This is a genomic window from Polyangium mundeleinium (assembly GCF_028369105.1).
GTDB classification, from domain to species: domain Bacteria; phylum Myxococcota_A; class Polyangia; order Polyangiales; family Polyangiaceae; genus Polyangium; species Polyangium mundeleinium.
Window position 1 is genome coordinate 2,342,751 of the sequence record NZ_JAQNDO010000001.1, and the last position, 26,552, is coordinate 2,369,302.

The window sequence follows — 26,552 nt, forward strand, 5'->3', positions numbered from 1 at the left end:
CCTCGTGCTCGTTGACGTGTCGTTCAGGGCGTCGGCACCGCGATTTCGATCACCCCATCCGCCTGCCGGAGCTCGAAACGCGACAGGAAGCTCAACCCCAGAAGCCCCTCGACGCCCGCGCCGAGATCGTCGACCACCACCGCCGGCACGCGCTTCGCCGCGAGCTTGTCCACCGCGATGGAGCTCATCAGGATGAAAAGCCCGTCCTTTCGCCCGTTCGCCGTCTGCAGCTCGACCTTCGGTGCCCCGGTGAGGTCGAGGCCCAGCCTGTCCGCGAGTGCTCGCGGCAGCGTCACGTAGCTCGCCCCGGTATCCACCACGAAGGACGCCGTCTCCTTGTCGTCGAGGCGAACCTTGGCGCGAATCTGGAGCTGGCCCGGCTCCATACGCAGCGCCGCGCGGCCCTCGCCCACGACCGAGCAGCCCCCTTTTTGCAGGAGATCGGCGATGCGCGTCCGGATGCCCGGCGTCCAGGGCGCACGCGGGTGATGAAAGACGAGCTGTTGCAACGGAAATGCCGCCTCGCAGGGCTTGCCCTGCTTCTCGTAGACCGTCGCCAGGTTGAGCGGGATGTCGGTGAGCTTCGGGTAGAGCAGGAGCGCCTGGCGGAAATCCTCCGCCGCGCGGTCGAGGTCGCCCTTCTCCTGGTACACCACGCCTCGCCACGCACGATAATGGAATTGATAAGGCTCGGAATTCACCAGCGCCGTCAGATCGGCCGCCGCCGCGTCCGCCTCGCCCAGGCGCTGGTGCGCGCGGTAGGTGATGCGCCTCGTCTGCACGAATTCGCCGCATGCAGCGGAAAACGTGGCGGCCCGCGCCAGCACCCCGCGACTATCGCCGGCCGCGAGCATCGTCTCGAGGAGCTCGAGCGTCTTCGGGCGGTCGCAAGGCTCCTTCTGCAGCTCGGCCTCGAGCTTGTGCACCGAGTTCGAGGCGGCCCCGTAGTCGTAGCGCGGCTGGTAGGTGCGGTAGGCCCAATAGCCACCACCCCCGACCCCGCCCAGCACGACGAGGGCGACGAGGGCACGTACGAGCGGCGCCCGGCGCTGCTTGCGCAGGCAATTGGGGCAAACGGGCTGCATGCCGTCGAACTGCCGGCAGACCGTGCAGAGGGCCACGAAGCATTGGCTGCACGAGGCCGCCGCGGGCTGTCCGGGGTGGGCTTGGCAAACGGGGCGCTGCATGGGCGCCGTTTTACCGCGAGGACCCTCCGCCGAGCAAGCGTGCGAACATGGGGACCGTACGATCGCGTGGCGTGAGGTCGCCGATGGGGCGCTTGCGCGTCAGCGGTATTTCGGGAGCTCTTTGTTGAGCCGAACGAAGAAGTCGATGATGTCGTCCTTGGCCTGGCCCTTCCCGAGCCACGAGGGGACGTTGCCCGCGACATCGAGGTGGAAGCGGTAGACGGCGCGGGTGCCCTTGCCGCCTTCGGGCTCGAATCGCCAGCCGCCCTCGTGCGTGTTCACGCGGACCACGTCGGCCACGGGCTTTGGCCCGCGCTCGTTGGCGGCGGAGAAGCGCATCCACAGGATCGGGCCCTCGGCGCCCCAGGTGACCTGAATGGTGTAGTCGCGATCGTCGATCACCGGGAGGTCGAGCCGCTGATAGACCAAGAGAGAGTCGGCGTTGCGGGCGAGGACCTTGTTCTCCTTGAGGCGCTCTTGCCACTTCTGGTGGTTCGCGTAATCGAGCAGCGCGCGGCGCACCTGCTCGGGCGGCGCCGGGAAGCTCGCCTCGGCCGCGAACTCGACGCCGGAGCGCTTCTCGCGGCGGTGGACGCGGACGCCCTTCTCCTCGCCGAGGAGCGTGAAACCCTCCGACGCGAGCGAGCTCGCGGGCGCCGGAGCGCGCACCGTCGACGGTGCCCCGGCCTGCGCGGGCGAGGGCGGAGGAGGCTCGGCCGAAGCGGCCAAGGGCGTGACGGCGAACAGGATGGCGAAAAAAGTCCAGCGTCTCATTCGTCCGTGTCCTCAAAGTAGGTGGATAAATGTGCTCGCGGATCGATCATAACCGAAACGGACAGCAGAAGTCATCTCCTAAACTGTCCAGGATGGCCATCCGGTTTAGGATCAATCGAACGATCCCCGGTTTCAGCGGTTGCATATTTTTCGTGGTGGACATACGCACGGTGTGGACCTGACAGACCCTCCGTGGGCGCAGCTCTCGTCCCGGTTCGCGTCCGGGTAGGGCACCTGCGTTGGAACGCTTGTGTGCACGTCCGTTCCGGGCTGATAAGCCCATTGGCGGCCGGCGTCTTTGGGGAGGGGATTTTTCCGCTGGTAGACGATGCTACCGCAGGGGCTTCGTCGGCTCGTGCGCGCGTGGGCAAGGAGGGGCCTCATCGACCGCACCGAGCGGCACGCCTCCCATCAATCGGGCGAGAGATACGTGAACGTGACCGATTGATGAAAATCATTTCGGGCGTGGCCGAACCGTAGACCCTGACTGAACGAGATCTCGTATTGACGTCGGTCGCCGGCGCACATGGAGATGAGCGACCATTCCGGGCCCACCGACGCGCCGAAGAGCACCGGGTCCTGCTGCAGATCCGCCACGAACCCAGCCGAAAGCCCTGCGGCCGAGGAGAACCACGGGCTCCAATTGACGCGGAGCATGGCCGGCACGACGACGGAGACCTGGGTGACCTGATAGTCCGGATCTTCGACGAATCGGTGCACGACGGTCAGCGTGCCGCCCGTCCGGAAATCGAACGTCGGCGTGATGCCGATGTTCATCACGAAACCCCCCGCCGCGCCGAACATGAGCGCGCCCCCTTCGGTATACACCGCCATTGCGGGGCTGAACGACCCGCCGAAGTGGAGGCCTTTGCGGTGCCGCGCCACTTCATCCATGGGGGACGGTCGAAACTCCACGCGTTCGGTCTTGCCGGCGACGACGGTCGCCTGCCTTTTTTCGCGGGAGCCGCCCGGGTATTGTATCTCGACCTCGTGCACGCCCGCCGTGACGGGCACCTCCAGCGGCGTTGCACCCACGGCTCGCCCGTCGATAAAGACGTTCCCCTCGTTCGCAGAGCTCTCGATTCGGATCTTCCCGCCGCCCTCGATCGTCTGCGCAGCCGGGGCCGGCGGCGGCTTGCTGCCATCGGCCGGGACGAGCTTGATCGTCACCTTCTCGTTTGCGCCTTCCTTTACATTGACCGTCGTGCTCGCGGGATGGAATCCGCTTGCGGAGGCAGTAATCGTATGCGAGCCAGGATTGACTTTGCGTGGCGCGGAGAGCGCCGCCGCGGGTATCGACGCGCCGTCCACGGCGACGACAGCAGCATCGGTCGAGGCGCCGTCCACGACGATGACCAGGGACGGGATACGTGTCGTGAGCTTTTGCGCGAGCTCCGCGGCCTCTTCGCGGGCTTTGGCGAATGCCGCAGGCTCGTTGGCATCCTTGGGGTGACGTGACACCTGCAACAAGGTATCGCGCGCCTCGACGAGCAGCCCGCGCTCGATCTGTGCTTTGGCGAGCGGAAGGCCCGTGGACGGGACCTGCATGATTGCATGGGCCGCCTGATACGCCTTGAGGGCACCTGCGTAGTCTCTCGTGGCAAACTTCGCGTCGCCCTCCTTCATGAGGTTTCGGGCGGTCTCCTTGTCCGCCGAGGAGGGCTCCGCGAGCGCGAGAGGCGGGGCGAGGAGAGCCGTCGTGACGAACAACGCCGCGGCGCTCGACACCCTCGCAAGCCCCCTGAAGAAACGCACCAGCGTGACGCGACTCGAAATCACCGACCGTTCAGAATCCATAATCCTTCTCGGGTAGCGGAGTGCTTCGCGGAGGGCCGCCTGGTTTTGCCGACGGCTTCGGGCTTGCCACCGGCGCGGACGCACTCGGAGCGGAGGCATTGGCTGCGGACGCACTTGGCGCGGGTGGACTCGGGGCGAGCGTACTCGGGGCGAGCTCCACGCGGCTCGAGACCGGCGCGACCACAGGTGGCTCCTTCGGGGCATTCGTGGTCACGCTCGCGGGCGCCGCGGTCACGCCGGGTTCGTTTTCGATGGCCGGCGTCGATGCCCCGGCGAATGGTTTCACGGGGCGGTTCAGGAAGACAAACCCCAGCGCGCCTGCCCCCGCGAGGCCCACCACCGCCGCGATGATCACGGCCCGTCGTCGCCCCGACCCCGGCCGCCCCGACGCGTGGGCGGCCGCCTCACCGACGTACGTCGTCGCCGAGGCGGCCCCTCCAAGGGAGCTCGGATCTTTCGCCGCGTGTCGGGAGCCCGCGTCCTCGCCGTGATGCGCGGAATCCTCCGTGGAGAGGCGGGCGTCGTCGTTGTCCGACGAAAACGACCGATACCCGTTTTCGAGAACCGTGACGTGTTCTTCCCGCCGTACGCTCCCTCCGACGGCGGATCCACCCCCCGTCGATTCTCCGCGGGCGACGTGACGCGACGAGTCGACCGCCTTGTGGGGAGCACGCGTGAGGGAAGGAGACGACGTCCGCCCCAGGGCCGCGTAGAGCGCGTTTGCCATCTCTCGGGCCGAGCCAAAGCGCGCCGCAGGATCGTGCGCCAAGGCCTGCTTGCACCACTCGTCGACCTCGGGCGGAATGGTGTCCACGATCTGGCTCGGCGGAGCGAAGCGGCCAGCTTGCATGGCCAGAAACAATGCGCCGATCCCATTTTCGTCCGAAAAGGGGAGCTTCCCCGTCATCGCGCGGTAGGCGACGACGCCCAAGGACCAGAGGTCGGCGCGGAAATCCACGCTCTTGGCGTTGAGAAGTTGTTCGGGGCTCGCGTAGAGGATGGTCCCGACGATCATCCCGGTGCTCGTCACTTCGCTCGATTCGCCGCCCCCCGGCTTTGCAATGCCGAAGTCGAGCACTTTGACGAAAGTGTCTCCCTCCGTGTCGAGGAGGAAGATGTTGCTCGGCTTGACATCACGATGCACGATTCCGAGCCGATGGGCCTTGCCGAGCGCCTTGCAGGTCTGCGAGATGATCTTGGCGACCTCGTCGAGGTGCAGGGGGCCTGCTCGTTTGATGCGCGCCGACAGGTCTTCCCCATCGAGGAGCTCCATGACCATGTACGGGATCCCATCGCCCGTGATCCCGTGGTCATGGATATTTACGATGTGGGGGCTCCCTATCTGCGCGGCGCTCGTGGCCTCGCGTTGGAAGCGCATCCGCGTCGCCGGGTCGCTGGCGTGCACATCCGAGACGAACTTGACCGCGACCTGCGTTTTCAGCCCGAGGTGGTCCGCGATCCACACGCTTCCCATGCCGCCCCTGCCGAGCAGGCGCACGAGTTTCACGTGCTTCGAAACCGGGTATCCGGGACCGAGGCCCATGTACAGACGACTACCACAGCTCTCGGTCGGCAGGCTATTTTCGTTGCTCAGCCCGCTGTCGTTCGGATGACGCTCCCGAGATCCACCGGCGCTGGCATCGCCAACGGGCCAGGGTCGAGCTCATGGCTGTGCGTCGCCCAACAAGTGCGTGGGGTGACAAATTTTGCTGGGGCGTTCGGGATTGGATCGGGCTCAGGCGACCCGAGCGAGGAAGGGTTCCTGCGGCGGATGCAGGAGCATTGGCGGGGAGCTGCGCGCCGACGCGCGATGCGTCACTTCTTCTTCACGGTACAGTCGTAGAGGGTGACGAAACCGGCGCCATCCTCTTTGCCTTCGATGTCCGCGAGGTCGCCGACCTGCATCCCCTCCGGATTGGGGATGTTCACGCACGACAGCTTCATCTTCCCATTGCCCGAGAACTGCGCCGTCTTGCTCTTCGGGCTGTACGACTCGAGCTTGCAGCCGGTGAGCTTCCTCGGCGTGTGGCTCTGGCGGCCCTTCTCGTCTTGCTCCTTCTCGAAGGCAGCGACGTCGCAAACGCTGCCTGAAGCCGCCGACGCGCCGGCCGCGGAGCCTGCAGGCGCGGCCGAATCCGTCGACGATTTGTTGCAGCCAACCAGGAAACCACTCAATGCGAGCGCCAGGACTGCGGGGGAAAAAGCAATCATCCGGCTGTTCGATTTCATGCTCGTCCTATCTCCTTCGGTGATCTTTTCTCGTGTCTGCGGGCCGATAACGGGGCGCAGAAGGATGAGCGGAATCCTCTCCGCCGGTCAACCGAGGCGGCAGAATGCGAACAGGTGTGTCCGTCGTCCCCGCGGCGGAGCCTAGTTCTTCCTGTCGAACCGAGCAAGAAGAACGCGAACAGGCGCGCCCGTCACTCCCAGCGACAGGACCCTGCCCGGAGGGAGCCGCGACCTGGGCCGCCCGGCGGAACGCCCCCGGAGCGGGGCCCCGAGAGCACCAGGGCACTATAGGGATGCGTGAAAACAGAACGCCCGAAGCCGTAAGGGACCGTCATTTTGCGGCCGACAATCCCATCCGCATCTCCGTTGGGCAAGGATTCTTCATCTCAGTCTCCGCGCGTGAGGGTCAGGGTGGGACGAGGAGACCCCGGCGATCGTGGCGTCTGCCTGAGGGAGGGGGACGACGGCACGTCGCCGGCAGGGTTCCATCAGGTTTTTCCTGACCCGATGGAGACCCCGTTGGTTAGGCAGGGCAGTACAGAGTGGAAACGTTCTTCCCTCCAGACCATGATTGATGTACGGTTGGTCGCATGGCAACGCCACACGTCGCCAAGGAACCTCGATCCCTACTCACGCGTGGTGCGACATGACATCCGAACTGGTCAGGTACGTCGACTTCCAGGACAACCCCGAGCCGCGATGCCACTTCGTCTTGTTGGTGGATACCTCCGGATCGATGCAGGGGCCGAAGATCGACATGGTCAACTACGGCCTGGAAATGCTCAGGACGGATCTGTGTGATCACGATAAAGCCCGCAATGCCGTCGAACTGACGGTGGTGAAGTTTGGCGCCACGGTCGAGCCTTTGGTGACGTTCTCGCGGCCGGACGCGTTCGCGCCGCCAAAGCTGGTGGCCGGTGGGCGAACCTATCTCGCAGCGGCCATTCATTGCGGCCTCGACCTGATCGAGCGTCGCCGAGAGACGTACCGGCAGGCGGGCGTACTGTATTATGCGCCCTGGCTCTGGTGCATCACCGACGGGCGCCCGACGGACTACAACGATATCCCAGCGGCCGTCACGCGCGTGCAGCAAACTGCCCGCGACCCGGCCACCGGAAAAACGAGAGTCGATCTGTTCATGGTGGGCGTCGAGACCCCGGATGACCCCGTCGATCTCAAGATCCTTCGTCAGCTTTCACCACAGCGCGAGCCGCTGATGCTTCGCGGAATCCATGCGTTCCAGGGGATGTTCAACTGGATCTCGCAGAGTCTCATTGCCGTATCCCAATCGAACCCAGGGGCACAGGTCTCGATGCCACGCGTCGACGGCTGGGGCACGGTCGGATGAGGGAGGATGCGACGGTAGCGGCTTGGCGCGTCACGCGCGTATCCGTAGCGGGCACGAGCCATATCGCTCGGGGGGTACCGTGTCAGGACGCCTCGTACCACGATGTGAACGGCGATCTATGCGTGATTGCGGTCGCGGACGGTGTCGGCTCTGCCCCACGCTCCGAGGACGGCGCGCGCGTCGCGTCCGAGATGGCCGTTCGCTTTCTCATCGAGAAAGCCGTCGCACGCGACGCGAGCGAAGCAGAGTGGCGCGCGCTGCTGCAAGAGGCGGCAGAGCGGGCGTTGCTCGAGGTCCGTGCGCTGGCAGAGCGCGAGACGGAAGAACTTCGTGCCTTCGCCTCGACCTTGTTGATCGTCGCCGCGACAGGTGAAAGTGCCGCAGCCTTTCAAGTTGGCGACGGGGCGATCGTCGCTCTCTTCGGCACTGCGGATCTGCAAGCGCTCACCTTGCCGAAGAAGGGGGAGTATGCAAACGAGGTGCTTCCCTTGACGTCGAGGGGGGCACTCGAAAGTGCGCAGTTCACGTTCGTTCCGCAATCACCCACGGCGGTCGCGGCTTTCACGGACGGTCTCGAGGCCTTGGCACTGTCACTTCCGCGTGGAGAGCCCTACGACAGGTTTTTTCTTCCCATTTTCGATCTCGGGGCGAGGGTCGACGAGACGAAACTCGCGGCAGAGATAGGCGAGCTTTTCGAGCAGCGGGTCAAGAAGCGCTCGGATGATGATCTGACGCTCGCCGTCGCCATTCGCGCCGCTGGCAAGACGGTCGAGCCGATCCCCGCGAAACCGGAATCGGCTCCGGGCACCGCGGCTTCCCGTGCACGGGAGATCGCCTCGGCGAGAGGAGAGAGCGATCCGTCGCCACCCGCGGAGCCGCCACCTCCAGCGACGCCACCTCCAGCGACGCCCCCCGCGCATAGAGGACCGAATCCGCCCACTTCCAGGCTCCGGTCGGTCGTTCTCGGGATGTTTCTCCTCCTCCTGGTTGGCTCCGCCGCGAGCGTCCTCCTGGCGAAGACGTGGTTTCGGTCCGCAGAGGGCATCGCGTGTGCTCGAAGCTCCGATTGTGAGGAGCCGCTGCACTGCATCGGTGGATTTTGCCGGTTCGAGAGGAAGCGATGAACGGCGGGTTTCAAGGCTCGTATCGCCTTGCGCTCGGCGGAGAACGCATCGAGGTAGGGAATCGAATCGGCCGCGGGGGAGAGGGCGAGGCTTACTTTCTTGCGAGCCATCCGCGTCTGGCGGCGAAGTTTTTCTTCGAGCACAAGCGCGCTGCCATCGTGCCGAAGGTGCAAGAGATGCTGGTGCACAGGCCCAGGCAAACGAGCTTTCAAAGCCACACGATCTTCACGTGGCCCGAGGACCTGATCCTGGACGCCGCGGAGCAGCCCATCGGCTACGTCATGCCGCGCATCCACGACGCCGAGAAGCTCTACAAGCTCAAGCATCCGGCATCCAGAAAGAACGACAGGAGAACGCGCGCCTTTTTCTACGATCGTCTCGTCAGCATTGCTCGTAACCTTGCCAAAGCCGTCGATTTCGCTCACGACCAAGGGCTGATCGTGGGCGATCTCAATGCACAGAACGTGCTTGTCCTCGGCAACACGAACGTTTCGCTCATCGATGTCGATTCGTTCCAGTTCGTCGACGGGAGAGGACAATACCATCCGTGCACCGTCGGAACGCCGGAGTACCTCGCACCCGAGCTCATTGGCCAGAACCTCGCGAGCGTGCGGCGGGACCCATCGAGTGACTTGTTCTCTCTCGGCATCCTTCTCTACGAGCTCCTGATGGAGGGCCAGCATCCTTATGCGGGCATCGACAAGGGACGTCCTGGGCCGGCCGACGTCGCGAGCCGTATCAAGCACGGACTCTTCCCTCGCGCAGCGTCGAGGCAGGTCGACGTCGAGCTCCCGCGCGCGAGCCCTCCGAGGGAGATGCTGGGGCCCGAGGTACTGGCATTGTTCCATCGCTGCTTCGACGAGGGGCACTTTCAGCCGGCGCTACGTCCGACCGCGCGCGAATGGCGCTCGGTATTGAAGGCATGGAGCCAGATTCTCCGCGCCGGTTGCCCTGCGAACCCAGAGCATATCTTCGATCGGCGCTTGTCTTTCTGCCCGTGGTGCTGGCGGCAGGCTGCGGGGGCGCGTACGCCAACGCCGGCTCCGGTGGCGGCGCAGACGCAAGCGCCGCCGATGCCTCGGCCGCAACAGGCTTCGCACCACGGTGGGGCATCGAGCGGGCCGACGACGGTCCGCACGGCGCAATCACGCCCCTCGCTCCCCACGCCGCGTGCCCGCTCGCGTGCGTGGAGCTACCTGGCGGTCCCTGCGACGGCACTCCTCGTGGTCCCTGTCGGTTATCAGGTCTATTCCGCGGTCGGGCCTCGTGGCCTCGGCGAGCCCTGCGTGAGCGCGAACGAGTGCGGCTCCGGGATCTGTACGGCGCGGCGCTGTGCTCTGGCGAAGAGTGTCATGGGCGAGCGGTGTACGGCGAACGAGGACTGCGCGACGGGCGTATGCACGCTCCAGGCATGTCGTGAATGTCGCCAATCGTCGGACTGCCCGGCGACACGGATCTGCAAGGACAACACTTGCGTGAAGGCAGCTCTCGGCGATTCCTGTGAAAAGGATACCCAGTGCGAGGGCGCGCTCGTCTGTGTCAGTGGGGGCTGCGCAGAGCGGGTGAATGCGCCAGCGATCGTCGATACCCCTCCGGCTCCGATTCCGACTCCGTTTCCCTCTCCCGAGACGCCCGAGGGGTCTCGACCCGTTCCGGAAGACCCGAAAAGGACGTGCCCGACGCCGGAGCCCTGGGACAATCAGGTTCGCGGGTGGGCCAAAGACGGATCCTCGGTATGCACGAGCGGTTCCGATGTGAGGCGCGGATATTATCTGCGGATCGCGGTCGACGAGGGGCCGGACGTCAGCAAGGAGGCGATCCGGCGAGCGTGGCGGAAGTACGTGGATGAATACCTGGGCTCCGCTTCATGTCCGGAAGCCATGGAGATGGTGTTCTTCGATCCTGCCCGGAGCGTGGGAGCCGGAATCCTGTTTCGGAACAGGCCGCCAAACTGGAGCAAGGTCGCAAAGGGAGAACCCGACTGGCTCCTCCGCGACAACAGCCTGAACATGGTTGACGAGCAGGTGTGCTTTTTCGGGGCGAACGACGAGCGACGACGGCTCGGATGGTAGGAAGGCCGTTGGTGTCGGGGTCAGGGTCGGCGACACGTATCGCTCGCCGGGGGAGGGGCCGATGGGGTGGAGAAGCGGCCCGACGTGACGTGATAGGCGCGCGGAATGGGCCCCCTCCCTCCAGTCGCCGCCTGCCAACCCCAACAACTTCCCCTTCTTCACCCGCCCAACTACACTGCTCCACGATGTCCTCCCGCGTCCTCGGCGCCGCTGCGCTCGGCCTCTCTCTCCTCGCCCCGCGCCCCTCCCACGCTCAGACCTCCGGCGGGATCGCCCTCAATCAACTCGATCCTGCGCCCGCCGGAGACACCTTCTTCAGCGTTCCTTCCCCCCAGACGAACGGCCATCTCGTCCCCCGCGGCCTCGTCCTCTTCGACTACGCTCACAACCCGCTCGTCGCCGCCCTCGCCGACGGCGGCACCGAGACCTCGCAGCGCGCCATCGTCGGCGCCCAGGCGTTTCTCCACATCGGCGCCTCCCTCGCCCTCTGGAATCGCCTCCTCGTCTCCGCCTCCTTCCCCCTCGCCGTCCTCCAGCAAGGCGAGAGCCCCATCCTCGGCAACACCGTTTTCCCGTCCCCCACGGGCGTTCAGGCCGGCGATTTGCGTCTCGGCGCTCGCATTCGGCTCTTCGGCGAAACCGAGGATGCCTTTCAGATGGCCGCCGGCGCCACCCTCCACGCGCCGACCGGGCCCGCGGGGGCCTTCGTCGGCGACAACGGCGTTCGCCTCTCGCCCGAATTGCTCTTGGGCGGTCGATTCTGGCATGTCGCCTGGAGCGCCGCGGTTCGGCCCGTCTTTCGTACCTCGGACAACCCCTCGACGCTCTCCTACGGCGCCGGCATCGCATTCTTGCTCCTCGACGATCACCTTCGGATCGGTCCGGAGCTCTCGGCGTCCACGCCGCTCCAGGAGGGGCTGGTCCGGTTGGGTGAAAACCGGACGATTCCACGGAGCCTCGCGACGAACGCGGAGCTCTTGCTCGGGATCCGCGGCAATGCCATCGGCGGGCTCTGGGTCGGCGCCGCGGTCGGGCCAGGGCTCAGCGAGGCGATCGGCACGCCCACCTTTCGCGCCTTGGGCCTCGTGGCCTGGTCGCCCGAGACCCCGAAGCCGAAGAGCGTCGCGCCGAAGGTCACCGATACCGACGGCGACGGCCTGATCGATACGGCAGACGCTTGTCCTCACGCGTTCGGCGAGAAGAGCGACGTGCCTGGACGCAATGGCTGCCCGAAGGTCGACCGTGACGAGGACGGCGTCGTCGACCTCGACGACGTTTGCCCGGAGGAACCCGGCGCTGCGAGCGGAGATCCCAAGCGATTCGGATGCCCGCCCGATCGGGATGGCGACAACGTGCCCGATGCGATTGATGTCTGCCCCGACACGAAGGGGGAGGCAGAGAAGAACGGTTGTCCGACCACGCCCCAAGGCGGTTGAGGGCGAGCCGGACGTCGTGAAAGGCCGCGGGGGTTCGTCCCCCGCGGGCTCATGGCATCGGCGGCTTGGGCGCCTTGAAGATGGCGCCCTCCTTCGTGTTCGGCGTGCCCCCTTCGACCCAGTACACGAATGCGTCGTCGACCGCGATGGCGCTCGGATTGTTTCGTTTCGAGGCGACCTCGAACGTCGTTTTTTGCACGACGTCGTACCCCTTCACGCTCCCGTCTCCGGCGTTCGTGTAATACAAGATCGGGCTCGGACCGCTCCGGTCGAGCGCGAGCCCCGCGGGGCGCGATACGGCCGCGAGGATGGGCTGGCCCTGCGAGAAGCCCACCCCTGGCGTGTAGACCGCGCGGAAGATCGAGCCCTGGGGATCGAACTCCGCCCAGGAGAGGGACACGGGGTTCTGCTCGGCATCGAGCTCGAACGTGAGCGAGCGTGGAGTCTTTTGCCCGGTCGCGACGACGAAGCTCGACGCACCGTCGTTGCAGGCCACCACGCCGTCGGCATTGCCTGTCGTCCCCTGGTACCCGAAGCAGACGAGCGTCTTCATGCCGCTCTGGACCATGGCCGTGGCCACGCTGAACGGCGCGACCCCCGCTGGATTCACGTTCTCGATCGCAATCGCGACGCCCTTGGTCAGCGCCCCGGAAGCATCGACGCCCGACTCCACGCCGCTCACGCGATCTCCGCCGAGCTCCGTGACGAAGACGCGCTTGCCATGCACGGCGACGCCCGCGGGCTGGAGGAGGCCCTGGATCAGGGCATTTTCCGACGGCGCGCTCGGCTCTCCGAACGGCGCCCAGCCGAGGCTCCCATTCGCATTGTCCGTGGCATCCGTCCAGAGAACGAATCCACGAGGATCGATCGTGAGCCCCTGCGGCACACCCTTCGTGACGGCCACGACGGCAGGGGTTCCGCCGGTCTTCGGCACCATCTTCACGGCCCCGGGGACCTCCTTCGTCGCGAGATCACCCTGGATCGTCCAGTAGATTCCCGTCGTGTCGACCGCCATCGCATTGGGGTTCACCTGACCCCCGACCACGATCGTGGGGTCCTTCGGGTCCGGCGGCGTGTACAGGCCCGTCCCCGCGGACGACCACGGCCCGCACGTCGGAATCGACGTGCGCTTCTGCTCGCAAGGCGCGGGCCCCACGGGTGTACCGACGACACGGGCGATCTCCGCCTTTTTGAACTTCTCGCAGACGGCGGACGGGAGCACGACCGCGGTCTCGCTCTCGGCCTTCCACCCGCCGTCGCTTTGGGCGTCGAGCGCCACGAAACAACCCTTTGCGGTGCACATGCCGCTGCCCTGCGTCTCGAGTCCGACATTGAAGACGCCGGCCGTGAACATCCCGCTCGGGACCGCCGCGCGGCACGTTGTGCCATCCGCGTCGAAGGCTGCAAGATCGAGCGCGAGCCCCGTCGCTCCCTCGAAACACGTGCCCGTATCGAAGCACGTGCCGTCCCCGTTCCCCGTGCCTCCCCCGAATGTCTCCTCGGGCTCGTACGTGACGAGCTCCGTTTCGGGGACGACCTCGGTCACGCACTTGCCCGCCTTGCACGTGAGCCCATCGCCGCACGTGCTCTCGTAGATCAGCTTGCCGTCGTCGTCGCGAACGGGTTTGCCCGAGGGATCGGTCTTCGGTTTGGCCGCGCCGTCACACAGGAATTCGATGGGCACCGGCAGCGTGGCCACACGGTCCCTGGGCACCGTCGTCACCGCGTCGCGCACGACGCGGATGATTGGATCCACGAAGTTGCCCTGCGTCAGGAGCCCTCGGAACGCGAGCACCTTCACCCGGATCGGTCGGTTCTCTTCCTCGTTGGCGATGATGCTCAGCGTGGCGGGCAGACGGATGGGGCTCGGATTGCCGGGATCCACGATTCGATCGTAGTTCTCCTGGAACACGATCCCGCCCGTATCCTCGTAGCTCACGACGATACGGATCCGATCGATGTCCTTTGGCAAGGACATGTCCGTTTGCAGCGCCAGGATGACCTGACCTCGCGGCTGCGCCGAGCACGAGAGCAAAGACCCGAGGGCGAGCGCGAGAAGGGCACAGGTCGCGTGAGACCTTTTCATCGACGACCTCCGAACGAGAGAGGCACGGTCCCGATCGTCCCGTCAATCGGCGGCACCTCGGTGGGTCTGAAGAGCACGGCGCCCCCGATCGCGGCGCCCGCGGCGAGCAGGACCCCGCCCCCGATCCAGAGCCATTTCGACGTGTCCGACGGCGCGGGGAGCGGGTTCAGCGTGATCGGCACGCGGCGCGTCTCGCCGTCCTGCACGACCACCTCGTTTTGATACACGGCCATTCCCGGCGCGCTCACCCGCACCGAATGGCCACCGGTCTGCACGTACCCTTCGTACCGACCGAGCCCCATGACCTTGCCGTCAATCGCGATGAGATCCTTCGGCCCCGCCTCGATCACGATCCGGCCGCGACGCCAGTCGCGCTCGAGTTTTGCCACCAGCGTCAGCGAGGTGCCGCCGTCGATGGTCTTCTTGATCTCGAGCGGCTTGTAGCCCTGCTTCTCGACCGTGATCTTTCGTTCGCCCACATCCATTCGAACGGGCTTGGCGATGGGCGCGGTCCCGATGGGCTCGCCGTCCACCGAGACCCTGGCGTCCGCTTCGCTCACGACGAGGGTCACCTCGCTCGTCAGCGTTCGGAGCGCGGCCTCCAGCGCCTTCAGGGACTCTTCCTCCTCCGGCGTGATCGCATCTCCCGCCTTGCCGCGGTACTCCTCCAGCAGCGCGAGGGCGCGGCTGTAATGGCGAAGATCTTTCTCGCAGACGGCGATGTTCTTGAGCAGCCGCGGCTCGGGCGTCAGCGAATAGGCTTTGCGAAACTTCACCAGCGCATTGGCGAAGTCCTTCGTTTCGTAAAGCATCTTCCCGCCGATATACTCGTCCTTCGCGGCGCCCGTGAGCACGTCCGCGAGCGGCGGAGGGGGCGGCTTCGGCGCCGGCGCGGCGTCGGCCTTCTTGGGGGTTGCCGTCTTCTTGGCCGCCGCGACCGGGGGCTTTGCGGCGGGTTGTGCCGACGTGGCTCCGGCGACCAGCACGGTCGCTGCGGCAACCAGCAGGCTTCGCGCCAGGGTTTTCTGAAACGGACGCGCCATCGGCGGTGTGCTCCTACTCGATTCCGATCGTGAGAGGATTCTTCGAAGAACTCTTGGTCGTCGGGGTCGGCGGCGGCGAGGCTTTTTCGGGTGTGCCGCTCTTCGTCCCCGGAAGGGAGGACGGCGGGCGTGTCGCCGCGGGCTGGGACGACACCGCGGCGGAAGCGGATGCGCTCGCCGCCACGGAAGCGCTCTGCGCCGGAGCTTCGGTATCCACGAGCGCCGCTGCAGGTTTCACCTCGGGCTCGGAGGCGGCGGACGGTTTCGCGGTAGGTGCTGCGACGGCGTTGTCCGGTGTCACGGTGGATTCGACGCGATTCTCTGGAGAACCTCGGAACAAGAAGATACTCCCGACCGCGACGAGCCCGACCAGCGCGACCGCACCCACGACGAGACCCGTGCGTTTCCCGGACGAACCCGATTCGCCGGCGACATCCTGTCCCGCCTTCGAAACCGCCACCGTCGGCAGGCTCGACCCGGTATTCCCGTCCGCCGGCATCAGCGGCGGCGGCGGCACGCTCGCCCCCGGCTGCGTGTTCGCGGGGGCGCTCGTCGCGGCGGTTACGGCAGGCATCGCGGCTGGGATCGACGATGTGGAGCTCCGGCTCGGCCCGGAGGGCGCCTGCACGGCGACGCCCGAGGCCTCGAGGACACGCTTGGCTTTCTCGGCCGAGATGCGCGCGGTCGGCGGACCGAATTCGGCAATGCTCAAGGCGAACTCGGCGATGTTGTTGAATCGGTGCTCTCGCTTCTTTTCGAGGCACCTGACGATCGCAGCCTCGAGCTCGGCCGGGATGTCGCTCCGGTATTGCGAGAGGGGCGACGGAGGTTCGAGGTTGACCTTGAGGACGAGCTCGGAGAAGGCCGACCCATGAAAAGGGACTTTCCCGGCGAGGAGCTGGTAGAGGATCACCCCGAGCGCCCAGATGTCGCTCCGCGGATCCACGGCCTTGCTCGATTTGAGCTGCTCGGGCGACATGTAAAGCGGCGAGCCGAGGACCATCTCGGTCTTCGTGAGCTGCATCCCGTCGCCGCCCTCGGACTCGTTTTCGCTGACCTTCGAGATGCCGAAGTCGAGCACCTTGACGCTCTTCGAGCCGTCGGGCGTCGTCGTCAGGAAGAGGTTGGCCGGCTTGAGATCGCGGTGGACGATGCCCGCGGCGTGCGCCTCGGCGATGGCCTCGCAGGTCTGGAGGATGTAGTCGATTGCCTCGGGGATCGGCAGCGGGCCTTGTGTCTTGAGGTGACGCAGGAGATCGCCGCCCTCGAGGTACTCCATGACCATGTACGGGGCGCCGCTCCCGAGCTCGCCCACGTCGAGCACGCGCGCCACGTGCTCGCTTTTCAGCCGCACCGCGGCGCGCGCCTCGCGCAGGAAGCGCGCGACGATATCCGTGTTGTCCGGCTGGAGCAGGTACTTGATGGCGACGCGCTGCCCGAGCTGCAGGTGCATGGCCGCGACGACCACGCCCATGCCCCCCTTTCCGAGGATGGATTCGACGCGGTATTTGCCCGCGAGCACGTCCCCTTCGTGAGGGTTCGCGAGGCTGGGCTGCGGAGGCTCGGTCACGCTCATGATGTGCCGCAGCGCATGCTACATGCTTTTCCGCCGGCTGCACAGTTTCCTGGGGGGAACGCGCGCCGCGGGGCCGCGAGACCCTAGCGGCTCATGCGACGGCGTCGGACCCACCAGACAAGGCCGAGGGCCACGAGCCAGGGGTTCGAGGCGCCGTCGCCGCTGGCCGCACAGGAGAAGCCGTCGCCGCGGACGTGCGGGTCGCCGCCGGGGCTTCCGTTTTGGGCGCCGCCTCCGCCGTTGCCGGTTCCGCCACCATTCCCGCTGCCGCTCGCGCCGCCGGCGCCGCTCCCGCTGCCGCCGGAGCCGCCGCCGCTGCCATTGCCACCGCTGCCATTGCCGCTGCTGCCGCCGGCGCCGCTGCCGCTTTCGATGAAGCAGCTCCCGGCCAGGCAAACGCCTTGGGAGTCTCCATCTTTGCAGGGCGTGTTGTCTGCGACGGGAGCGCCGAGGCAGTTGCCGGTGCTCGGGTCACACAGCCCCACCTGGCAGGGCCCCAGCGCGGGGCAGTTCTTGGGCTGTGCATCCACGCAGGCGCCATTCTGGCACGTGCCGGTCACCGTGCACAGGTTGCCGTCGTCGCAAGGAACGCCGTCGCTCAACGTCGTCGAATTCGTCTTGCAATCGCACCCGTCGCCCGCGCCATCGCCGTCGCCGTCGCCGTTCTGGCTGCCGTTCGGAATGGTGGGGCACAGATCCAGCGGGTTGCCCGCGGGATCGAAATCAGGGATGCCGTCGTCGTCGTCGTCCGGATCGCAAGAATCCCCGAGCGGATCGAGGTCGCTGTTCGTCTGGTCCAGGTTTGGCACCTTGGGGCAGTTGTCCTCGACGTTCGGTTTGCCGTCTCCATCGGCGTCGTTCGAGCACTGGCCCAGGCCTTCGATGCAGAGCGCCCCCGTGGCGCACTCCTGATCGACCGCGCACTCGTTGATACAGGCGCCGCCAAGGCAAGCATAAGGCGCGCAATCAATCCCCTTCGGGGGAGCGCACGTGCCTGCTCCGTCGCATTGCGATTCCGGGTAGGCCACCGAGCCCTCGCAGACGGGCGCCGCGCACTTGGTCCCCGCGGGCAGCGGGGGGCCCTCGCAGGACCCGGTGGCAGGCTCGCACGCCCCGGGACCATGGCACGCATCGGGCGCAGGGCAAACCACGGGCGTCGCGCCGGGCGCGCAGACACCTGCCTTGCACGCGTCGCCCGTCACGCAGAGATTCGCGTCGACACAGGGCGCGCCGTCGGGTTTGGTGGGGTCCGAGCACAGGCCGCTCACGGGATCACACTTTCCGACCTCGTGGCATGAATCGATCGCCGTGCAGACGACCGGATTGGTCCCGCTGCACGTGCCCGCCATGCAGACATCCGTCTGCGTGCACGCGTTCTGATCATTGCAGCTGGAACCATCCAGCTTGTTCGGGGTGGAGCAGATGCCGCTCGTGGGATCGCAGGTCCCCGGATCATGGCACTGATCGAGCGCCTTGCACACGATGGGGCTTTCCCCGATGCACACCCCCGATTGGCACGCGTCGATCTGCGTGCAGAGATTGCCATCGGAACAAGCCGCGCCATCGGGCTTGTTCGGGTTGGAGCAGAGGCCCGTGTCGACGTCGCACGTTCCCACGTCGTGGCATGGGTCGACCGGCTCGCACGGGACCGGGTTCGTCCCGACGCACTTGCCGGACTGGCAGACGTCCGTCTGCGTGCAGGCATTGCCATCGACGCAACTCGTGCCGTCGGGCTTGATCGGGCTCGAGCAGAGGCCCGTCTTGGGATCACACGCCCCTGCGTCGTGGCATGAATCGAGCGGCTGGCACGGGACCGGATCCGCGCCGACGCACACGCCGACCTGGCACGTATCGGCCAGCGTGCAGGCGTCGCCGTCGTCGCAAGGCTTGTTGCTGAACGTGGAGCAGACGCCATCCGTCGCGCTGCCCGAGGCCACGGAGCAGGCGTCACACACGCCCGCATTGCAGGCCGTGTTGCAACAGACCCCGTCCACGCAAAAGCCGCTCTGGCATTCCACCCCGGCGGCGCACGCGACGCCGTTCACGCCCGGGGAGAGGATCTCCACGCTGGAGAGGCTCGCCGCATTGAAGCCGCCCACCACGAGCAGCCGCCCGTCGTCGAGCAACGTGGTCGTATGCAGATTGCGTGCGATCGTCAGAGCGGGCCCGGCGGCCCACGTGCCGAAGGGGCTGCCAGCCCCCGTGTACTCCGTGGTCGCCGTGAAGGTCGACGAGAAGCCGGCCACCGCGAGAATGCTGCCATTCGGCATCAGGGTCGCGGTATGGGCGTATCTTGCGGTCGCGAGGTTGCCGAGCGCCGTCCAGGTATCCGTGGCCGGGTCGTAGGCCTCCGTCGTCGCCTGCAACGCGCCATTCGTCCTGCCTCCGACGACGAGCACCTTCCCATCCGCGAGCTGCACCGCCGTGTGCTGCTCGCGCGCGGTGATCATGTTCTTCGGCGTGGTCCAGGTGTCCGTGGCGGGGTTGTAAATCTCGTACGTCTGCAGGGTCGCCGTGTTCCTGCCGCCCGTGACGAGCACGCGACCGTCCTGGAGCAGCGTCGCGGCATGGCGCTGACGGGTCGCGCTCATGGGGGGCTTGATCGTGAAGGGGCCCGCTGCTGCCGCATCGAGCAGCTCGACCGAATTGAGGACGGCGGCGTTCGTGCCGCCGACGACGAGGATCCTGCCGTCTGCGAGGACCGTCGTCGTGTGATAAGCGCGTCCGGTCGCAAGCGAGGGACTGGTGGTCCAGACGTTGCTCTTGGCGTCGAGGCTTTCGGTGATGAGCGGGTAGTTGCCGGCATTCGTGCCGCCGACGACGAGAACCAGGCCATTCTGGAGGAGCGTCGCCGTGTGTCCAGTACGCGCGACGCTCATGGCTGCCTTGGCCGTCCACGTCGCTGTGGCCACACTCCATTGCTCGACCGACGCGGTGGGTGTGCTTCCCGTGCCGCCGGTGACGACGATATCACCGGTGGCGAGCTTCGTCGTTGCGTGATCGCGGCGCGCCGTGCCGAGGGCCGTGCCGGCGACCCAGCCCGGATCGACGAGCACCTCCTCGCCGTCCGTCTCGAGGAAGAGTTCGATACGCTGATCGCGTGCGACCATCCGCGCAGGGACCTCGCGGCCATCTCTGGCGAACGCAAAGGGCGCGGTGACGCGGAGGGCGGGAATCCCTTTGGCGTCCAGGACCACGATGGAGGGACCATCCTGCGCGATCGGGGCTCCGGAGACGTCCCAAGCGAGGACAGGGGTATTCCTTCGAGCGACGCCTGCCTCCAGGTGAATCCATTCCTCGAAGCCGTCGGGCGCGGCCGTCCAGAAGGCGGTGCCGCCGGCGCGGGCGTAGGCGACGGCGTGGGATTCGACGACGGCGGGGCCGGAGGTGTCGAGCTCGCGGACGTCAATTTCAACGCCGGAAGGCGCGCGGAAGTGGAGGGGGGCGTCGCCGCGGTCGGGGAGGGTGAGGTCGATGCCCGCGGGGCGGTTTGCCGATGCAGCAAGGAAGCCGGACGCAGCGCGGACGAAGCCGGGGCCGCGGTCGAGGACGAGAGGGGCGTGGTCGGGGAAAGAGACGCGGATTGCGGAAGCGGATGCGGGGGTCGAAGAGGATTCGGGCGCGGAAGCGGGATCGGCGCAGCCGAGAGCGAGGAGGAAGGGGGCGAGGAGGAGGGGGCGTCGGCGCATGGTAAGGCGGTGGAGGATAGCGGGGTGGTGGTGGGATCCTACAGGACGCCCGAGATGGAGGACAAGTATTGGATGTGCTCAAGGTGTAAACTTGGCGAGGAACAAGCCTGACTGGCCAGCGCTCATGACAGGGCCTACGCCGAAGTCGATGGCGTCCACAGAGTATCCTGCAATAACGATGCTATCCGTTACCGTTTGGATCAAGCTTCGCCGTGAAAATGGACCTGAAGGAGGAGGCTCGTGCCCTGGGGCTCATGAATGGGGGGAGCCTCGGCTTCCGCCTGCGGCTGCGCCTCCGCTGCCCCCTGAAGCCGCCGTCGCCCCGGCTCCCCCCGAGGTCGGCTCGCCGCCACACGCGGCGAGGTGCAAACCCGACGAGCGTAAGAAGACAGCCGGGACCGATGGCCCAAAACGACAGGCGAGAGCGCATGGGAGCCTCCCACTGTACGAGAGAGCAGGATCGTGGCCAATAAACACGCGCCCATCGGTCCCGGCGTATTCGCGGAGCTACATTGGAAGCGGGGTCAAGGTGTTATCCTCATCGATACCGTATGGGGCACTCCGTCCCCGAGATCGATCCGCAATTGGTATGTCCCCGGGGTGAGATGTTTCGTGGCAAGCTTGAGCTGATACGTCCCCCAGGGGCCGACCGGCTTGAAGACGTTCCCCGCGCCGTTCACGCTCACCGCCGGAGACTCCGGCTCCACGACACCGCCCACGACCCGCGCCACGAAGAGCTGCGCGTCCAGCGTCGAGATGCCCGCGCTCGCCCCCGCGAGATCGAACCGTACGGTGACGACGTGGTTCCTTTTGAACGTATTCGTCCCGCACTCCGAGAGCGGCGGCAAGACACCTCCCCAATCGAACGTCACGCGCACGTCGAACGAGCCAGGCGTGATGTTCCCGCTCGCGTCCGTGGCCTGGCACGACACCGTCGTTTCGCCCGGCGGGAAGGTCGTTCCACTGGAAGGTACACAGGACACCACGACCGCGCCGTCGACGGAATCACCGGCCGTGGCCTGATACGACACGATGGCCCCGGAGGCGCTTGTCGCGTACGCCTCGATCGTTGCTGGGAGCGAAAGCGTGGGCGTCGTCGTATCCGCGACCGTCACAGGGAATGCGAGCGTCGCGACGTTCCCGTACGAGTTCATGGCCTCGCACGTCACCATCGTCGTGCCGAGCGGGAAGAGGGCGCCCGAAGCGGGCGCGCACGTCACCTCCACCGGGCCGTCGGCCGCATCGACGGCGCTCGCCTCGTACACGATCGCGGCGCCGGAGCTGTTCGTCGCCTCGGCCGTCACCGACGTCGGCGCCGTGATCACAGGAGGAGGCACCGCGCTGCAATCGAGGCGAAGATCGAGGTCGGTCACGGGCGGAGGCACGGGCAAGACGTCCGTTTCGGCGTACGGGATCGCAGGATCGTCGATCGCCGTGCATCCGGGCTTCTCGGCGCGCACGATATAGTATCCGGCGAGGGTATCCCACCCGAAATGGCCGCGCTCGTTCGAGTACATCGGGTTCTGTCGGTTCGCCGGGGACATGATGGTGCTGCCGTCGGGCACCACCTGGAAAGGCCCCCAAGGATCATCCGAGCGGTACAACGTGACGAGCGCGTTCGCGATCCGATTGCCATTCGTGTTGTTCACGTGCCCGCTGGGATCGATGTAGACGTCGAGCGGCGGCGCTGGAATGGAACAAGCGGTTCCATCCACCGCCGAGGACGTGAAGACGATGCTCACCCAGCCATGGTTGGGGTAAAATGGGCCGACGGCCCCCTGGAACAACCCCGAGCCCGGGAAGCTCTCGGTCAAACAGCCGGATTCGATGGCCGTGCCCGATGTCGAACCAAAACCGGTAAGGACGTCGTAACATATGCTCCCCCCGGTACAACCGTTGATCATGAGCGTCAGCGGATCTTGCCAGAAGACGGCGGGGGAATCGGGAACACCGCTTTCACGCGACGGCGTAAGGACAGCCTGGGACGGGCCCGTGCCCCCCAGGAAAAGCACGTCTCGCCCGGTGTAGGCCTGCCCGACCGCGGGCGTCACGGATATCGGCGTCGAGGGGGGAATCCAGGTGGATCCTGCCGGAGCACTGGCCGTCATCGTCAGCGGTCCGCCGTCCGTGGCGCCGACATCGATGGGAACCGTGTAGACCCCGTCGGCGTCGGTGGTCGCAAAGAAGCACGTCCCGCTGCTATCGCAGAACTGCACGGTCGCCCCCGCGAGCGGTGTGCCCGCGGGAGAGTAGAGGGTGCCTGAAACCGCCGCCGCTTGGGGAGGAAGACCGCCCCGAGGACGATGAATGTATCGACCGAGGGTGGGGGTATTCAGGCTGCCGCCGACGAGCGCGTTCGCCTCGCCGTCACGAAGCTCTCCTGGATCCACGCCGGATCCGGGAAACCCCGTCCAGAAGCCCTCGGAGGCCCCGATCCAGACGGGAAGGTTGCTCGGGGGCGTCGGATCCTGCCCGTCCCACCCGATGTGATCGTAATTCATGATGATGTCGAAGTCGCCGAACCCCACGTCGGATCGATCCACGAGGAGGAGCTGGAATCGATTGAGCGCAGCGACCCCCATGTCGTAATACCCGACGCCGTTCGTGTTTCCCCAGTTCACGCAGAACGCGGATCGGCCCCCGTAGGTCGTGTGTCCATACGTGACCTCGTCCGACGCCACGTTCCGCGTATCGATGTCGGCCATGAACGGCGCGATGACCGCGCGTGACGTCGTGTCGAGCCGAAGGTTCGTGTAATCGAAGTACGCCGGTGGCGCGGCGCCGAACGTGACGTACCCGTTGTTGTTCACGTGGACGGTGGTGTACGTGCCTCCGTTGATCAGCACGGGAAACCCGAGCGGCACGTCGGTCGCGGATGCGTCGTCGTTATGGGCCAGTACGTTCGTTCCACAATTGAGATCGTTGACCATCGCCCCCGCGTGCGCATGCCGAGCGCCGAGCCCGAGAGCGGCAGCGCAGAGAAGAGAGGCAACGAAGGGCGAACGCGGAGCGAGGAGACGGCGCAAGGGAATGATTCGAAGACGCATGGGAGCACCTCGATGAAAGCCGGTCGGGAGCATGATGCCCGCCGGTGGAGGGATGTTCGTCAGGACAAAAAGCGGCGCCAAACGGTCGCGCGCGACGCGCAACGGCCTCGCGCAATTTGCGCAAGCCGGCGGTCCACGCGCACGACCGGATCACGGTACTCTCCCACGCCGCGGACCACAAATCTTCGCATCAACGAGCCTTGTGGTAACAGTTCATTCCGCTGAACGGATCGACCGTGTGCGAGAACATTGCGTGCGGCATGGACGTTGCTGCACAATCCAACGGAAAGCCCACACGTCGGCCCGGCATTCGTCATGCCCCCGAGACGTGTCTCTTCATGAAGGAGCCTCCCACCATGACCTCCGTCCTCCGTCGTGCCTCCCTCGTCACGCCCTTGCTGGGCCTCGCAGCATGCAGCATCGGACCGCCCGATGAGCCCGAGGGCGCGCTCGCTGCCGCCCCAGGCGCGCTCGTATCGGCCCCAGGCGCGCTCCCCACCTGTGTCGTCCTCGAGCGAGGCGGCCCTGGTGACATAGCAGACGCAGAGATCAACGCGAAGCAGCCGAACAAGAATTCGGGCACGGACAATATCAACCGCACTGGCAACACAGCGGGTATGCAGCGGCATACCTTGCTCCGCGTCGACACGAGCCCCATTCCACCCTATGCCACGGTGGAGTCTGCCACGCTCGCCTTGTGGCAATCGAACGACGGCGCCGCAGCGCTTCGCCTCCACCGCGCGAACGCGGCCTGGGACGAAGCCAAGGTGACGTGGAACAACTTCGCGGGGGCCTTCGACCCGGTCGTCCTGGCCTCGGCCTCCAACGGGGGAGCGAATCACACCGGTCCCATCTTCTTCGACGTCGGGGCGATTGCACAGCAATGGATCAGTCACCAGAGCCCGAATCACGGGCTCCTGATCGAGCAAAAGGGTGAGGGCACGACGCAGATCCGCGCCGCGGAGCATGGGAGCGCCAAGTTCCGCCCGCGGCTCCAGGTCTGTTACACGACGCCGGACCTGGAGCCTGACGTGCCCGAGGGGACGAGCGTGTTCCTTCGTGTCATGGACGTGAATGGTGCGCCCATTCCCTCCGCCGCGGTCACGCCTGCCGGCACGTCCTCGCCCCTTCCGACCAACGGAGTCGGGTATCTCCTCCTGGACAACCTCGCGGCCGGGCGATTCTCGGCGCGTGTCGAGCGCCCAGGGTATGCGCCCGCCGCGGTGGCGGTGGACGTCCCCAATGGGGTGCATGGGGGCGTCGAGGTGCGCCTGCACCCGCTCCCGCCGCCGATTCCCTTCGACGCCGCGGTCGGGGCGGCGCTCGACGTGGGCAACGTGCATGTCACGATTCCCTCGAACGCGCTCGTGGATCGAAATGGCGAGCCCGTTTCGGGCACGGTGACGGCGACGATCGTGCCGCTGGATCCATCGGCCGGGCTTACCACGATGCCGGGGCCGCTCGAGGCGCTCACGGGATCGGGCGACCTGGTCTCGCTCGAGAGCTTCGGGATGGCGGAGGTGACGATCTGGCAAAATGGTTTGCCCTTGCAGCTTGCCCCGGGCAAGAAGGCGATGCTGGAGATCGTGCTTTCCCCGACGCTCGCGTCGAAGGTGACGCTCGGAGATACCATGCCCGCATGGTGGCTCGACCTCGACGACGGGATCTGGCGCGAGGACGGCGCGGGCGTCTTCCAGTCCTCGCTCGTGGAGGTGGGCAAGACGGCGTGGAAGGCAGAAGTGGAGCATTTCACGTGGTGGAATGCGGACAGGCCGTGGACCGACAAGAATTGCTTCATCCTGCCGGTGCAGGAAGATAGCGGCGTGGGGATCCCGGGCGTCCCCGTGCAGGCCTACGGCGTGAGCTACGCGGGAGCGTCGACCCCGCAGGTCACGGACGGCAGCGGGTATGCGTGCGTCGACATCATGCTCGGAGGCACGGCGAACCTCTACGTCGGCAATCCGCTGAGCCCCTTCACGGTCGTTCCGGTGACCGGATCGGGTCCGGCCGGCGATTGCGCGGGAAATGGAGCGGGCTGCACCGTTCTCGCCACGACGCTCATCCCGTTCACGAACATCTGCCTTGGTGACGTGCAATCGACGACGTGCGCATACACCGGCCTTCTCGGCACCGAAGGCGTCGGCGCTTGCCACGCGGGCACGAGGACGTGCGACTGGACGGGCACCGGCTGGATGCCCTGCGCGGGCGAGGTGACGCCCACGCCCGAACTCTGCGCGACCCCCATCGACGACGATTGTGATGGCCTCACGAACGAGGAAGGGGACGATTGCACCTGCACGCCCGGCGAGACGGTCTTCTGTTACGCGGGCCCTCCGGGAACGCTGGGCGTCGGTGTTTGTCAGAGCGGCATGCGCACCTGCGCTGCCGATGGGCTCGGGTATGGACCGTGCGTGGGGCAGGTCTTGCCGGCGCCGGAGGATTGCTCGACCGCGAGCATCGACGAGAACTGCGACGGCACGCCGACCTGCGCCTGCATGGACGGCGTGCCTGGGAAGGTCGCCTGCTGGCCCTTCGACGAGAACACAGGGCCCACGAGCGTGGACGAGATTGGCGGATTCAATGGAATCTGGGCGAACGGCCCCACGCCCGTGCCAGGCGTCTTTGCCGGGGCGCTTTCCTTCGACGGGATCAACGACTCGGTGAGCGTCCCGAGCGACCCGGGATTGAACTTCGGCGCGGGCGATTTTTCGTTCAGCTTCTACATCCGTACGGTCGCGGGCGGCGTGATCCTGGACAAACGTGTCGAGGTCTCCGGGCCCGTGCGAGGATTCGTCATCAGCTCATTCCCCGACGGTTTGATTTTTCAGCTCGCGGACGGGGGATGGGCGAATTACTACACGGGAGTGCACGTCTCGGATGACCAGTGGCATCACGTGGTCGTGACGGTCGATCGGGATCAACCGGACGGTATCAAGGTCTACCGCGACAAGGTCCTCATGAGCACGCATAATCCCCTGTCCCGGCCGGGGAACATCTCGAACGACATCCCGTTGGCGTTTGGGCGTCGCTCGGATGCTCCGGGGTGGCCCGGCTACTTCCAGGGATCGCTCGATGCCGTGAAGCTGTTCAATCGAGCGCTCACGGCGGCGGAGGTGATGGTGCTCTGAGCGGAGGGCGCAGGAG

General features: G+C 66.4%; 15 protein-coding genes. 5 read left to right on the forward strand and 10 right to left on the reverse strand.

Going from position 1 to position 26,552, the window contains the following annotated elements; translation table 11 throughout:
• Positions 1-23: 23 nt before the first annotated feature.
• The 5 genes from POL67_RS09495 to POL67_RS09515 form a co-directional block, all read right to left on the reverse strand.
• Complete coding sequence (locus POL67_RS09495; protein ID WP_271916900.1) at positions 24-1,187, reverse strand: TIGR02281 family clan AA aspartic protease; 1,164 nt, start codon at positions 1,185-1,187, stop codon at positions 24-26.
• Between the two features lie 99 nt (positions 1,188-1,286).
• Entirely contained in the window at positions 1,287-1,961 is a 675-nt protein-coding gene (locus POL67_RS09500) for an START domain-containing protein (RefSeq protein WP_271916901.1), read from the reverse strand.
• Positions 1,962-2,372: 411 nt separating this feature from the next.
• Entirely contained in the window at positions 2,373-3,758 is a 1,386-nt protein-coding gene (locus POL67_RS09505) for a PEGA domain-containing protein (protein ID WP_271916902.1), read from the reverse strand.
• Positions 3,748-5,265: a serine/threonine-protein kinase gene (locus POL67_RS09510; protein WP_271916903.1), complete on the reverse strand. Its 1,518-nt coding sequence runs from the start codon at positions 5,263-5,265 to the stop codon at positions 3,748-3,750. The genes POL67_RS09505 and POL67_RS09510 overlap by 11 nt, the downstream gene beginning before the upstream one ends.
• A 308-nt stretch (positions 5,266-5,573) precedes the next feature.
• Positions 5,574-5,987, reverse strand: coding sequence for a hypothetical protein (locus POL67_RS09515; RefSeq protein ID WP_271916904.1), 414 nt, complete (start codon positions 5,985-5,987; stop codon positions 5,574-5,576).
• A gap of 646 nt (positions 5,988-6,633) precedes the next feature.
• On the opposite strand from POL67_RS09515, the gene POL67_RS09520 reads away from it, so the two are divergent.
• The 4 genes from POL67_RS09520 to POL67_RS09535 all read left to right on the forward strand — a co-directional run bounded on the left by POL67_RS09520 (position 6,634) and on the right by POL67_RS09535 (position 11,967).
• Positions 6,634-7,335, forward strand: a complete 702-nt coding sequence (locus tag POL67_RS09520) for a vWA domain-containing protein (protein ID WP_271916905.1) — start codon at positions 6,634-6,636, stop codon at positions 7,333-7,335.
• Positions 7,332-8,459 (forward strand): PP2C family serine/threonine-protein phosphatase, encoded by a 1,128-nt coding sequence (locus POL67_RS09525; RefSeq protein ID WP_271916906.1) that lies wholly within the window; start codon positions 7,332-7,334, stop codon positions 8,457-8,459. Before POL67_RS09520 ends, POL67_RS09525 begins: the two co-directional genes overlap by 4 nt.
• Positions 8,456-10,531 (forward strand): protein kinase domain-containing protein, encoded by a 2,076-nt coding sequence (locus POL67_RS09530; protein ID WP_271916907.1) that lies wholly within the window; start codon positions 8,456-8,458, stop codon positions 10,529-10,531. Before POL67_RS09525 ends, POL67_RS09530 begins: the two co-directional genes overlap by 4 nt.
• A 185-nt stretch (positions 10,532-10,716) precedes the next feature.
• A complete protein-coding gene (locus tag POL67_RS09535) occupies positions 10,717-11,967 on the forward strand; it encodes a thrombospondin type 3 repeat-containing protein (RefSeq protein ID WP_271916908.1) in 1,251 nt (416 codons plus the stop codon).
• 49 nt (positions 11,968-12,016) lie between these two features.
• Here the strand turns inward: POL67_RS09535 and POL67_RS09540 are convergent, their stop codons facing one another.
• From POL67_RS09540 to POL67_RS09560, 5 genes are all read right to left on the reverse strand, one after another.
• On the reverse strand, positions 12,017-14,053 hold the full coding sequence (locus tag POL67_RS09540) for an NHL repeat-containing protein (RefSeq protein WP_271916909.1): 2,037 nt from the start codon (positions 14,051-14,053) through the stop codon (positions 12,017-12,019).
• On the reverse strand, positions 14,050-15,096 hold the full coding sequence (locus POL67_RS09545) for a PEGA domain-containing protein (protein WP_271916910.1): 1,047 nt from the start codon (positions 15,094-15,096) through the stop codon (positions 14,050-14,052). Before POL67_RS09545 ends, POL67_RS09540 begins: the two co-directional genes overlap by 4 nt.
• Positions 15,097-15,109: 13 nt before the next feature.
• Positions 15,110-16,672 carry a serine/threonine-protein kinase gene (locus POL67_RS09550; protein WP_271916911.1) on the reverse strand — a complete coding sequence of 521 codons (1,563 nt, stop codon included), beginning with the start codon at positions 16,670-16,672 and terminating at the stop codon, positions 15,110-15,112.
• An 83-nt stretch (positions 16,673-16,755) separates the two neighbouring features.
• Positions 16,756-20,361, reverse strand: coding sequence for a tRNA wybutosine-synthesizing protein 4 beta-propeller domain-containing protein (locus tag POL67_RS09555; protein WP_271916912.1), 3,606 nt, complete (start codon positions 20,359-20,361; stop codon positions 16,756-16,758).
• 524 nt (positions 20,362-20,885) lie between these two features.
• A complete protein-coding gene (locus tag POL67_RS09560; RefSeq protein ID WP_271916913.1) occupies positions 20,886-23,291 on the reverse strand; it encodes an HYR domain-containing protein in 2,406 nt (801 codons plus the stop codon).
• A gap of 473 nt (positions 23,292-23,764) precedes the next feature.
• Here POL67_RS09560 and POL67_RS09565 point away from each other — a divergent pair, with 473 nt between their 5' ends.
• Positions 23,765-26,536 carry a DNRLRE domain-containing protein gene (locus POL67_RS09565; protein ID WP_271916914.1) on the forward strand — a complete coding sequence of 924 codons (2,772 nt, stop codon included), beginning with the start codon at positions 23,765-23,767 and terminating at the stop codon, positions 26,534-26,536.
• The last annotated feature ends 16 nt before the right edge of the window (positions 26,537-26,552 follow it).

Bases quoted from the DNA above. Each gene is read 5' to 3' on its own strand.
- POL67_RS09525 (WP_271916906.1), top strand. From the start codon at position 7,332: ATGAGGGAGGATGCGACGGTAGCGGCTTGGCGCGTCACGCGCGTATCC.
- POL67_RS09515 (WP_271916904.1), bottom strand. From the start codon at position 5,987: ATGAAATCGAACAGCCGGATGATTGCTTTTTCCCCCGCAGTCCTGGCG.
- POL67_RS09555 (WP_271916912.1), bottom strand. From the start codon at position 20,361: ATGCGCCGACGCCCCCTCCTCCTCGCCCCCTTCCTCCTCGCTCTCGGC.
- POL67_RS09500 (WP_271916901.1), bottom strand. From the start codon at position 1,961: ATGAGACGCTGGACTTTTTTCGCCATCCTGTTCGCCGTCACGCCCTTG.
- POL67_RS09535 (WP_271916908.1), top strand. From the start codon at position 10,717: ATGTCCTCCCGCGTCCTCGGCGCCGCTGCGCTCGGCCTCTCTCTCCTC.
- POL67_RS09560 (WP_271916913.1), bottom strand. From the start codon at position 23,291: ATGGTCAACGATCTCAATTGTGGAACGAACGTACTGGCCCATAACGAC.
- POL67_RS09565 (WP_271916914.1), top strand. From the start codon at position 23,765: ATGACCTCCGTCCTCCGTCGTGCCTCCCTCGTCACGCCCTTGCTGGGC.
- POL67_RS09550 (WP_271916911.1), bottom strand. From the start codon at position 16,672: ATGAGCGTGACCGAGCCTCCGCAGCCCAGCCTCGCGAACCCTCACGAA.
- POL67_RS09545 (WP_271916910.1), bottom strand. From the start codon at position 15,096: ATGGCGCGTCCGTTTCAGAAAACCCTGGCGCGAAGCCTGCTGGTTGCC.
- POL67_RS09540 (WP_271916909.1), bottom strand. From the start codon at position 14,053: ATGAAAAGGTCTCACGCGACCTGTGCCCTTCTCGCGCTCGCCCTCGGG.
- POL67_RS09530 (WP_271916907.1), top strand. From the start codon at position 8,456: ATGAACGGCGGGTTTCAAGGCTCGTATCGCCTTGCGCTCGGCGGAGAA.
- POL67_RS09505 (WP_271916902.1), bottom strand. From the start codon at position 3,758: ATGGATTCTGAACGGTCGGTGATTTCGAGTCGCGTCACGCTGGTGCGT.
- POL67_RS09495 (WP_271916900.1), bottom strand. From the start codon at position 1,187: ATGCAGCGCCCCGTTTGCCAAGCCCACCCCGGACAGCCCGCGGCGGCC.
- POL67_RS09520 (WP_271916905.1), top strand. From the start codon at position 6,634: ATGACATCCGAACTGGTCAGGTACGTCGACTTCCAGGACAACCCCGAG.